A 10,527-nucleotide genomic window follows, 5' to 3' on the forward strand; every position below is an offset into this window, starting at 1 on the left:
CGCCGCGGCCAGCGCCAGTTGTTCGGTCAGGCTCTGCACCGCCGGCGTCGGCGGCCGTCCCTGCGGCGTGATGACGCAGAAATGGAAGGGGATCGGCACGTCGATCGGCCGCACGGCCACGCCGTCGACCGGCATGCCATACGCCGTGACGGGCTCGAGCACGGCAAGCCCGAGGCCGGCGCGCACCAGCGCCAGCGCGTTCAGCGAGGTATTGGTATCGATCCGGCGCGGCACCGCAATGCCGGCGTCCTGCAGCGCCCGGTCCACCAGCTGGCGCAGCCGGTAGGGGTTCTGCATCGTCACCAGCGCGCGTTCGGCGCAGGCGGCCAGCGGCACGGTATCGGCCGCCGCGAGCGGATCGTCGGCGGCCAATGCCGCCACGCATTGCACCTCGCCGATCCAGTGCACCGCCACGCCGCGATGCTCGAGCGGCAGGCTGGTGACGCCGACTTCGGCGGCACCCGTCAGCACCGCGTGGACGACCTTCTCGGGCGAGGCGCTGTGCAGATGGATCTGCGCCGGCAGCGCCGGATCGGCGGCAAGCGCGGCGGGCACCAGACCCGCGGCCAGCGCCGGGGTCGCCACCACATTGAGCGAACGGCTGCCCTCGCGGCCGATTACCGCGGCGCTGGCGCGGATCTGCTGCATGCCCAGCAGCACCGGCTCGACCTCCTCGTACAGCAGGAAGCCGCGCTCGGTCGGGCTGACGCGCGGGCCGCTGCGGGCGAACAGCGCGAAGCCCAGTTCGCTCTCCAGCTCCTGGATCGAGCGCGTGATCGCCGGCTGCGAGCGGCCCAGCAGGCGCCCGGCGGCGGTCACGCTGCCGGTCGACATCACTGCGGCGAAGGCTTCGAGCTGGCGGATTTCCATGGTTCCGGGCGGCAATCTGGCTGACGCGGCACGCATGGCCCCTGACTGAAGGCATGCGGCGAACTATGCGTATATCGCATTCTTGCACGCTTATGATACCGAATGCAAATACTATTTCGGCATACGCTTCTGCCGCCCGGCGCCGATGCCGGGCTGGCCGGCGGGTGCGTCCCGACGGCGGGTCGCTATCATGGGCCGGTCGTGTGCCTGGAGAGACGGGATGAGGCAATCATGCGGCCGGGCTTCCGGCACGCTGCGGAGACCGCTGTTGGGGCGGCTGTTGAAGCCGCCGCGGGGATCGCTCTTGGGACCGCTGCGGGGACCACTTTTGAAGCCCCTGCGGCGACCGCTGTCGGGCCTGCTGGCCGTGCTGTCCCTGTTCTTCGGCATGCCGCCTGCAGGCTGGGCGCAGGGCGATCCGTCCGCCGCGCCCAGCGCCAATGCCACGCTGAAGATCGGCTCGAAGCGCTTCACCGAGTCCTATGTCCTCGGCGAAATCCTGACCCAGACCGCGGCGACGGCCGGTCCCGCCCGCCATCTGGCCGGGCTCGGCAATACCGCGATCGTGTTCGCCGCGCTGCGCGCCGGCAGCATCGACCTGTACCCTGACTACACCGGCACCGTGGCGGCCGAGCTGCTGAAGCTGCCGGCCACCGCGACGCTGGCGCAGATCAATGCGGCCCTCGCGCCGCTGGGGCTGGGCGCGGCGGTGCCGTTCGGCTTCCAGAACACCTATGCGATCGCGGTGCGCGGCGAGGGCGCCACGGGCGGCATGGCAGGCGCGGGCGACAAGAGCGCCCACGCCGCTGCGGCGGGCGGTGAGGCCGGCTCCGGTCGCATGGGCGGCAAAAGCGCCCAGGCCTCCGCCGCGCCCGCCAGCCTGCGCACGCTGTCCGACCTGGCCCAGGCACCGGCACTACGGCTCGGCCTGTCGCACGAATTCCTGGGCCGCGCCGACGGCTGGCCCATGCTGGCCAGCCGCTACGGCCTGCCGCAGCAGCCGGTCGGGCTGGACCACGGCATCGCCTACGAAGCGTTGGCGGCCGGACAGGTCGATGCGATCGACATCTATTCCACTGACGCCAAGATCCGCGCCTATCGCCTGCGCGTGCTCGACGACGACCGTCGTGTGTTTCCGCGCTACGACGCCATCGTGCTGTACCGCCTTGATGTGCCGCGGCGCCATCCCGCCGCATGGCGTGCGATCGCCGGGCTGGAAGGCCGCATCGACGGCGAGCGGATGATCGCGATGAACGCGCAGGCCGAACTCGACGGCGCCAGCTTCGCCTCGGTGGCGCGGGGTTTTCTGCAGGGCGATGGCACGGCGGCGGACAAGCGGGCAGGGCTGCTCGGCGCCTTGCTGGGGCCGGACACCTGGCGGCTGACCCGCCAGCATCTGGCGCTGGTGGCCGGCGCGGTCGGAGCCGCGGTGGTGGTCGGTGTGCCGCTCGGCGTGGTTGCCGCGCGCCGCCGGCGGCTGGGGCAGGTGGTGCTGGCCATCGCCGGCATGCTGCAGACGGTGCCGTCGCTCGCGCTGCTGGCGGGGCTGATTCCGCTGCTCGGCCGCATCGGGCTGTGGCCCGCGATGGTCGCGCTGTTTCTCTACGCCTTGCTGCCGATCGTGCGCAATACCTGCACCGGGCTGCAGCAGGTGCCGGCCGGGCTGTCGGACGCGGGCCGCGCGCTGGGGCTGACCGCGCGCCAGCGCCTGCGCCATGTGGAACTGCCGCTGGCGCTGCCGGTGATTCTGGCGGGCATCAAGACCGCGGTCGTGATCAGCGTCGGCACGGCGACCGTGGCGGCCTTCGTCGGCGCCGGCGGCTATGGCGAGCGTATCGCCACCGGCCTCGCGCTCAACGACGACACGCTGCTGCTGGCCGGGGCGATTCCCTCGGCGCTGCTCGCGCTGCTGGCGCAGGGCATCTTCGAGGGCATCGAGCGCTGGCTGCTGTTCCGCGGCCAGCGCAACGCTCAGAAGTGATGACGCATGCCGACCATCACGCCGACGCGCGTGGTGCTGTCGACATCGAGCGCGGGCGTGCCGGCCCAGTACTCGGTCTCGCGCCCGACCGCGCCACCGCGCGCTCGCGCGGCATCGACCTCGACATAGACGTGGGTGCGCCTGGACAGCGCGTAGTCGGCCACCACCGCGACGCTGTCGGCATTGCCGCTGCCCAGCGGCACCGGCACGTCCTGGAACTGCGTGGCCACGTTGCCGTTCTGCCAGTAGCGGTAGTAGGCGCCCGACAGATGCAGCGCCGGCGTCAGCTGATAGCCGAGCCCCGCGAAGGCAATGGCGTAGCGCGCATCGCTGGCCGATTCCCGCCGGCCCATATGGCCGACGAAGGCCTTGGCCTTGCCGAACGCATACGAGCCGCCGACCGTGTAGTTGCGCACCGTGCCGCTGCCATCGTCGTTCTTGCGCTGGTCGTAGGCGACGCCGAACGCCACCGGTCCCTGCTGGTACAGCGCGCCGCCGCCCAGCGTGGTGCCGCGGACCATGCTGCCGGGCTGCTCGCCGGCGCCGTAGTCCAGTTGCACGGTCAGCGGGCCCATCGTGCGCTGGTACACCACGCTGTTGTTGATGCGGTAGTCCTGGATGAAGATGTCGCCGCCCAGGTACAGCGGGTCCGACCAGAAGTTGCCCCAGCCCTGGTCGAGCGGATTGAAGGCCCAGCCGATATTGTTCAGCGCGTTGTACTGGCGCCCGAAGGTCAGGCTGCCCCAGTCGCCCTTCAGGCCGACATAGGCCTGCCGGCCGAACAGCGCGTTGTAGCCCAGGCGGCCGTCGTCGCTGCCGACGCCCGCTTCGAGCTGGAAGATCGCGTGATTGCCGCCGCCGAGGTCTTCATCGCCCTTGATGCCGAAGCGGCTGCCGACCATGCCGCCGGAAACCAGCGCGAGCTGGTCGTTGCGATGGCCGTCGAGGTTCGAGGTGTAGCGCACCGCCGAACTGACGATGCCGTACAGCGTGACGCCGGGCTCCGCATGCGCGGTGCCGGGCAGGGCGGCGACGGGCAACAGCCCGGCCGCCAGCAGCCAGGGGCTGGCTGTCTTCTTCATGGATTGTCCTCCGAGGTCGGACCCGTCCGACGCGCACGGCGCCGGCGGACCCGTCAGGCCGATGGCCTGCGGTACCAGTCCCGCGCGGGCACGCGGGTCGTCATCGGGACGTGCGCGGTGGCGCGTGTCCCGGGCGAAGGTCGAGATGGGCGACGTTGCCTTGCTGGCGGCGAATGCCGGCAGTGGAGCCGGGCAAGCCTGTGCGATGCCGGACGGTCCGGCGCCGCGGGAGTGGGCCCGAGGGCCTTGTGGCTGGGTTCGCCGGCGCCCACCTCGCGCGTCGTTCCGGCTCGTGCAGGGCGGACGGTGAAGGCGTGTTCCGGGTCGTCCCCGGTACGGCGAACGGGCGGTAGTTTACCTGCTTTGCCGAGCCGGCCCGAAAAACGCGGTCCCGAGGACCGCGTGACGGGCGTCATTGGCCGGCGAAAACTGTCCTGGCGAACGCCCTCGCGGCATCGCTGAAATGTGATGTTTAAATAATTTTTGTGAAAGTGGGATAAATTTAATCGGTAAACAGCTTCGATTAAACGCCGAGGAGCGCGAGTGACAGCCCGATCGCCAGCTCTCCGCGCCGTCCTGCGATGTGCCTCCACCCGGCCGAAGGCAGCAGGCCACCGGCCATTCCCGGTACCGTCATGCGAAGAAAACTCAGTTTCCGCCATATCGAAACGGTCCACGCGATCATCCTGACCGGTTCGGTGACGGGCGCGGCCACCCGCCTGCATGTGACGCAGCCCGCGATCAGCAACGTGTTGCGCGACGCCGAGGAGCGCCTTGGCTTCCTGCTGTTCGATCGCCGCGGCGGGCGGCTGGTGCCGACGCCCGGTGCGGACATGCTGTTCGAGGAAATCGAGAAGTCCTTCATCGGTCTCGATGCCATCAACGCCTTCTGCCAGCGCATCGAGCAAGACCAGCGCCAGCGGATTTCGATCGCGTGCACGCCGGCCTTTGGCGCGACCGTGCTGCCTCGGCTCGCCGCCACCTATGCGCGGCAGTATCCCGATATCTTTTTCTCCGTGCATTCCCGCGTCGCGCACCATGTGGCCGCCTTGATCGGCTCGCGCAAGGCGGACATCGGCTTCGCGCTGGAGGTGCCGGATATTCCGGGCGTCGACAGCGAACTGCTGGCCGAGCTGCCGATGCTCTGCTACCTGCCGCCTGGCCATCGTCTCGCGCGCCAGGCGGTGGTGGAGCCGAGCCAGTTGCTCGATGAGCCGATGATCTCGCTGTCCCGGATCGAGGGCATCGAGGACGTGGTGGAGCGGCTGTTCGAACCCTGCGGCGCCATGCCGGTACCGGTTGCCGAATGTCCCGCGGCCATCTCGGCGTGCGGCATGGTGGCCGAGGGCCTGGGCTTCATGCTGTTCGATGGCCTGCCGGCGCAGCTGTTCGGGGCATCCCGCCTGAGCGTGCTGCCGCTGTCGTCGTCGCGCCGGCTGTCGTACCGCGCCTACTGGCTGAAATCGCGGACGCAGGAGCTGCAGCCGCGCGCGCTGATCGAACTGGCCCGCGACATCCTGCTGCGGATGGGAACTCAGGAAAAGCGCGAGAGCCGGTAGGGCGACGGGTCGAGCGCGCACGGCACGCCGGCCACGCGCGCGGCCATCAATCGGCCGGTCATCGGCGCGCCGGTCAAGCCGGTGTGGCCGTGGCCGCAGGCGAGATACAGGCCCGGATGCGCCGGCAGCTCGTCGATGATCGGCACGCTGTCCGGCGTGGAAGGACGCACGCCAAGCCAGACGCTCGCGCCCCGCGTGTCGATGCCCGGGAACAAGCGGCGCGCGGTGGCCAGGATCGCCTCGGTGCGGCGCTCGTCCGGCGGATGGCGCAGCCCGGCGATCTCGACGGTGCCGGCGAAGCGCAGGCCGCCTTCCATCGGCGTGACGGCGACCGCCTGATCCTTGTAGATGAAGGGCACCGGCACTGTCACGCCGGGGTTCGGCAATTGCACGTGATAGCCCCGTTCGGCCTCCAGCGGCAGGCGCACGCCCAGCGGATCGAGCAATTCCCCGGAGAAGGCGCCGGCCGCCACCACCACACGGTCGGCACGGTCGTCTCCCTGATGGGTCCACAAGCGGAAGCCGCCGTCGTGGCAAGGCTGCAGCCGCTGCACGCGGCGCAGGCGGATCTTGCCGCCTTCGCGCTCGAACTGGCTTGCCAGCGCCTGCGTCAGCCGCTGCGGATCGATCGCGTGCGCATGCCGCGGAAAGCGGATGCCGCCTCGTACGTAATCGGCCAGGTCCGGCATCAGGGCCTTCAGCTGGGCCGGCGTCAACGGCTCCGTGGCGACGTCCTGTTCCTGCCGCAAGCGCGCGACGAGCCGATCGGCGCGCGATGGCGGGCGCTGGGCCGACCACAGGTGCAAGTGCCCTCGAGCCTGGATCACCGCGCTGGCCGCGGCGTCGCCCAGCAGTTCGCGGTAGCCGTCCAGCGCGGGCGCATGCAATGCGCGCAGTGCGCGCGCGGCGCGCTCGACCTGCTGCGGACGGCTGGCACGCACCCATGCGCGCAACCATGGCGCGGCGGCCAGCAGCCGCGGCGGATGGATCGCCAGCGGCCCATGCCGGTCGAGCAGCCACTTCGGCAGCTGCCATACCATGCCGGGCAGCGCGATCGGAATGCAGCTGTCCACGCTGATCAGGCCCGCATTGCCGAACGACGCGCCGCCGCCGGGAGGCAAGGCGTCGTAGAGGACCACATCGCGGCCCAGGCGCCGCAACGACAGCGCGATGCACAGCCCGACGATGCCGGCGCCGACGACGGCGATCCTGGCCGAAGCGGCCGGGCGGCTGGGCGCGGATTGCGGCCGAGGCGGAACAGCGGTGGTCGAGATGGTGCAGGGCGATGACAGGGACATGGGTCGGAACGATGAGTCGGCGGAAATACGCCTCGCCATCATGCGGCACCGCCTCGCCGTCCCGCCATTTCGGATTCGTGATGGCGCATTCATAACCGTGATTCGACATTCCCGCCGGGCTTGACCATGATGACCTGGCGTCGCCGCAGGGCACGAGCACACCAGCACGCGAGAACACGACACACGACACACGAGCACACGAGACACGACAGGGGAGACCAGGCATGTCGAGCAATGCAACACGAGCGGGGCGCCGTCGCGCCATTGGCACCATTTCCGCGCTGGCCGCGGGCTGCATCCTGGGTTTGGGTTCGCCGGGACAGGCCCGTGCCGAGGCGCCGGCCCGCTTTATCGTTCCGTTTCCCGCCGGTGGCGCGGCCGACGCGATGGCGCGCGTGCTGGTCGACCGGCTGAAGGACCAGCTGAAGCAGCCGGTGATCGTGGAAAACCGCCCCGGCGCCAGCACCCGGGTAGCCGCCGAAACGTTGAAGCAGGCGGCGCCCGATGGCAATACGGTGCTGATGACGCTGTTCGACACGATGGTCATCGCACCGCTGGTCTACCGCAATCTGCGGTACGATCCCGACAAGGACTTCGCGCCGATCACCGAGGTGGCTGCGCTCGACTATGGCATCGCGGTCAGCGGAAGTTCGCCTTACCGGACGCTGGCAGACTACGTCAAGGCGGCCCACGCGAATCCCGCCGCCGCCACGCTGGGCGTATCGGGACTCGGATCGGTGTTGCACTTCCTCGCCTTCGATTTCACTCGCCAGACCCGCGTCGACATGTCGATCGTGCCGTTCCAGGGCGGGCCCGCCATGGTGACCAATCTGGTGGGCAACCAGATCGGCTCGGCGATCGACGGGCTCGGCGTCTTCGTCGAGCAGCACCGCGCCGGCAAGGTGCGCGTGCTGGCCGTATCGGGCAAGCAGCGCAGCAGCCAGCTTCCCGATGTGCCGACCTTTGGCGAACAGGGTTACCCGTCGCTGCTGGCCAGTTCCGGTTATGCGCTGTACGCGCCGGCCGGTACGCCGCCCGCGCAGATCGCGCGCTGGAACACGGCCATGCGGGCCGTGCTCGCCCAGCCCGACGTGCAGGCACGCATTCGTGCGATCGGATACGAGCCGCAGCCAGGCTCGAGGCCGGCACAGGTGGTCGAACGCAGGAAGCGCCTGAGCGAACATTGGACGCCCATCGTCCGGACCTCGGGGTACAAGGGGGATTGAGCGCGATTGCGGGCGACCAAGAGCGACCAAGAGCGACCAAGGGCGACCAAGGGCCACCAAGAGCGAGCGACGGCGGGCGGCTACGCGGCCGTCCTGCAGTTCATCGGCCCATCGCCGCCAGCCCCTGCTCGAGATCCGCGATCAGATCGCGCGGATCCTCGAGCCCGACATGCAGCCGGACGATCGGCCCGCGGCCCGACCAGTCGCCGACGCTGCGGGCGCGCTTGACGTCCGACAGCGTCGCCAGGCTTTCGTAGCCGCCCCAGGAAGCGCCGATGCCGAACAGCGTCAGGGCGTCGATGAAGCGTTCCGCGGCGGCAAGGTCGTGACTGCGCAGTTCGAACGACAGCAGGCCGTTGGTGCCGGTGCAATCGCGCTGCCACAGCGCGTGGCCCGGATCGGCGGGCAGCGCGGGGCAGAACACCGTGGCGACCTCGGGGCGCTGCGTCAGCCAGTCGGCCACCGCCAGCGCGTTGGCCTCGTGCATCGCCAGCCGCGGCGCCAGGCTGCGGATGCCGCGCAGCACCAGATAGGCATCGTCGGGGCTCACCGCGATGCCGAAGCTGTCGGCCAGCGTGGACAGCGGCTGCCAGGCGTCCTCGGTGGTCGTCACCGTACCCATCATCACGTCGGAATGCCCGGACAGGTATTTGGTCGCGGCCATGATGGAGACATCGGCGCCGAGCGCCAGCGGCCGGTATTGCAGGCCGGAGCCCCAGGTGTTGTCGGCCACCAGCAGCAGCCCGTACCGCCGCGCCAGCGCCGACAGCCGGCGCAGGTCGCACATCTCGTAGACCAGCGAGCCCGGGCATTCGGCGTACAACATGCGCGTGGCGGGCTCGATGCGGGCCTCGAGGTCGCTGCCGTCGGCGGCGTAGAAATCGACGCGGATGCCGTGATCGCGCAGGAAGGTATTGGCCAGATGGCGCACCGGCTCGTAGACGCAGTCGGCCATCAACACATGGTCGCCGGGTCGCAGATAGGCCAGCAGCGTCATGCCGATCGCGGCGAGCCCGGTCGGATACAGCCGCGTCCGATGGCCGCCTTCGAGCGCGCAGACCGCGTCCTCGAGCGCGAAGCTGGTCGGCGTGCCGCGCGCGCCGTAGGTGAACAGGCGTTCCTCGCCGCGCCGTGCGCGTGCCTCGCGCTGCTGCGCCACCGTGTCGAACAGCACCGTACTGCTGCGCACGACCGGAGGATTGACGGGGCGGCCGCCCGGATAGTCGAGCGCCTTGCCGGCGTGGATCAGCGTGGTCAGCGGCGAATGTTGGATGGGATCGGGCATGGCGTCAAAGCGGCATCGGCAATCAGTCGATCTTCGCGCCCGACAGCTTGACGATGCGCGACCACTTCGCGATATCGCTATTGAGCTGCGCGGCAAAGGCCTCGGGCGTGCTGGCGACGACCTCGCTGCCGCCGTCGTGGATCAGCTTGACGACCTCGGGCGACTGCAGCACCCGCACGATCGAGGCGCGCAGGTAGGCGACGCGCTCCGGCGAGGTGCCGGCCGGCGCGAAGATCCCGTACCAGTCCTCGAAGCTGGTGTTCTTGTAGCCGAGCTCGTCGAGCGTCGGGACCTTGGCGAACACGCCCAGGCGCTTCGGGCTGGTCACCGCCAGCACGCGCATCTTGCCGCTCTGCACGAAGCCCGCGACCGACGAGGTCGAGGTAATCAGCGTCGCCACCTGGCCGCCGAGCAGATCGGTGATGGCCGGACCCGCACCCTTGTACGGCACGTGCGTCAGCGCGATCTTGTGGTCCTTGTCGAGCACCACGCCGACCAGATGCGACAGCGTGCCGTTGCCCGGCGTCGCGTAGGTCAGCTTGCCCGGCTCGGCCCTGGCCTGCGTGACCAGGTCGGCGAAGGTCTTCAGCGGCGAATCGGCGGCGACGACGATGGCCAGCGGCGCGGCGTTCAACTGCGTGATGGGCGTGAAGCTCTTGATCGGATCGAAGCCCGCCGACGAGTACAGCGTCGGATTGACGGCCATCAGCGACACCTGCGAGGTCAGCAGCGTATAGCCGTCCGGCTTGGTCTCGGCCACCAGCTTCGCGCCGATATTGCCGCCCGCGCCGCCGCGGTTGTCGACCACCGCGGGCTGGCCCGTGATGGCGGCCAGATTGTTGGTGACGATGCGCGTGATCGCATCGTTGCCGCCGCCGGCGGGGAAGGGCGAGACGAAGCGGATCGGCTGGCTCGGATAGCCGCCGACCGGCGTCAGCGGCTGCGCGCTGGCGGTGGCGAGGGGGACCGCAGTCAGGTGCGCCGCGGCCAGCAGGCCGAGCATCGACAGGGATATGGTTCTTTTCATGGGGACTCCTCCAGGCGTGGTGGTACTACGGCAGGCGGTAGCTGCCCAGCTCGGCGTCATCGAGCTGGGAGATCAGGTTGGTTTCCCACGCCAGGTACTGGCGCGCGGCGGCCTTGTTGCCGTCGTGGCGGTCGTGCACGAAGAACAGGTAGTCGATGCAGTCGCGGTCGGCGGGCTCGTTCGGCGAGGCCGACAGCGG

Annotated in this window: 9 protein-coding genes; 3 read left to right on the forward strand and 6 right to left on the reverse strand. The window is 69.9% G+C overall.

The genetic code is table 11. The features are described from left to right. On the reverse strand, window positions 1-870 hold an 870-nt coding region (locus AC6EI8_RS19625; protein WP_498382661.1), incomplete at its 3' end, for a LysR family transcriptional regulator. Between the two features lie 388 nt (window positions 871-1,258). Between AC6EI8_RS19625 and AC6EI8_RS19630 the strand changes: the two genes are divergently transcribed. Then, window positions 1,259-2,851 carry a glycine betaine ABC transporter substrate-binding protein gene (locus AC6EI8_RS19630; protein WP_190286339.1) on the forward strand — a complete coding sequence of 531 codons (1,593 nt, stop codon included), beginning with the start codon at window positions 1,259-1,261 and terminating at the stop codon, window positions 2,849-2,851. Here the strand turns inward: AC6EI8_RS19630 and AC6EI8_RS19635 are convergent. Continuing rightward, complete coding sequence (locus AC6EI8_RS19635) at window positions 2,842-3,933, reverse strand: porin (protein ID WP_498382662.1); 1,092 nt, start codon at window positions 3,931-3,933, stop codon at window positions 2,842-2,844. The genes AC6EI8_RS19630 and AC6EI8_RS19635 overlap by 10 nt on opposite strands. 635 nt (window positions 3,934-4,568) lie before the next feature. On the opposite strand from AC6EI8_RS19635, the gene AC6EI8_RS19640 reads away from it, so the two are divergent. Further along, entirely contained in the window at window positions 4,569-5,492 is a 924-nt protein-coding gene (locus AC6EI8_RS19640) for a LysR substrate-binding domain-containing protein (RefSeq protein ID WP_190286336.1), read from the forward strand. Here the strand turns inward: AC6EI8_RS19640 and AC6EI8_RS19645 are convergent. Beyond that, a complete protein-coding gene (locus tag AC6EI8_RS19645; protein WP_498382663.1) occupies window positions 5,468-6,790 on the reverse strand; it encodes an NAD(P)/FAD-dependent oxidoreductase in 1,323 nt (440 codons plus the stop codon). The genes AC6EI8_RS19640 and AC6EI8_RS19645 overlap by 25 nt on opposite strands. Before the next feature lie 224 nt (window positions 6,791-7,014). Here AC6EI8_RS19645 and AC6EI8_RS19650 point away from each other — a divergent pair, with 224 nt between their 5' ends. Continuing rightward, window positions 7,015-8,016, forward strand: a complete 1,002-nt coding sequence (locus AC6EI8_RS19650; protein ID WP_498382664.1) for a tripartite tricarboxylate transporter substrate-binding protein — start codon at window positions 7,015-7,017, stop codon at window positions 8,014-8,016. A gap of 100 nt (window positions 8,017-8,116) precedes the next feature. On the opposite strand, the gene metC is transcribed toward AC6EI8_RS19650, so the two are convergent. From metC to AC6EI8_RS19665, 3 genes are all read right to left on the reverse strand, one after another. After that, complete coding sequence (gene metC, locus AC6EI8_RS19655; RefSeq protein WP_265632394.1) at window positions 8,117-9,301, reverse strand: cystathionine beta-lyase; 1,185 nt, start codon at window positions 9,299-9,301, stop codon at window positions 8,117-8,119. Window positions 9,302-9,323: 22 nt separating this feature from the next. After that, the gene (locus tag AC6EI8_RS19660) at window positions 9,324-10,304 is read right to left on the reverse strand and encodes a Bug family tripartite tricarboxylate transporter substrate binding protein (protein ID WP_498382665.1); all 981 of its coding nucleotides are present in this window, start codon (window positions 10,302-10,304) and stop codon (window positions 9,324-9,326) included. Window positions 10,305-10,353: 49 nt separating this feature from the next. After that, on the reverse strand, window positions 10,354-10,527 hold a 174-nt coding region (locus tag AC6EI8_RS19665; protein ID WP_498382666.1), incomplete at its 5' end, for a rhodanese-like domain-containing protein.

This window comes from Cupriavidus sp. R6-3 (genome assembly GCF_059772245.1).

Coding starts and splice junctions, on each gene's coding strand:
- AC6EI8_RS19630 (WP_190286339.1), top strand. CDS start 1,259: ATGCCGCCTGCAGGCTGGGCGCAGGGCGATCCGTCCGCCGCGCCCAGC.
- AC6EI8_RS19635 (WP_498382662.1), bottom strand. CDS start 3,933: ATGAAGAAGACAGCCAGCCCCTGGCTGCTGGCGGCCGGGCTGTTGCCC.
- AC6EI8_RS19640 (WP_190286336.1), top strand. CDS start 4,569: ATGCGAAGAAAACTCAGTTTCCGCCATATCGAAACGGTCCACGCGATC.
- AC6EI8_RS19645 (WP_498382663.1), bottom strand. CDS start 6,790: ATGTCCCTGTCATCGCCCTGCACCATCTCGACCACCGCTGTTCCGCCT.
- AC6EI8_RS19650 (WP_498382664.1), top strand. CDS start 7,015: ATGTCGAGCAATGCAACACGAGCGGGGCGCCGTCGCGCCATTGGCACC.
- metC (WP_265632394.1), bottom strand. CDS start 9,301: ATGCCCGATCCCATCCAACATTCGCCGCTGACCACGCTGATCCACGCC.
- AC6EI8_RS19660 (WP_498382665.1), bottom strand. CDS start 10,304: ATGCTCGGCCTGCTGGCCGCGGCGCACCTGACTGCGGTCCCCCTCGCC.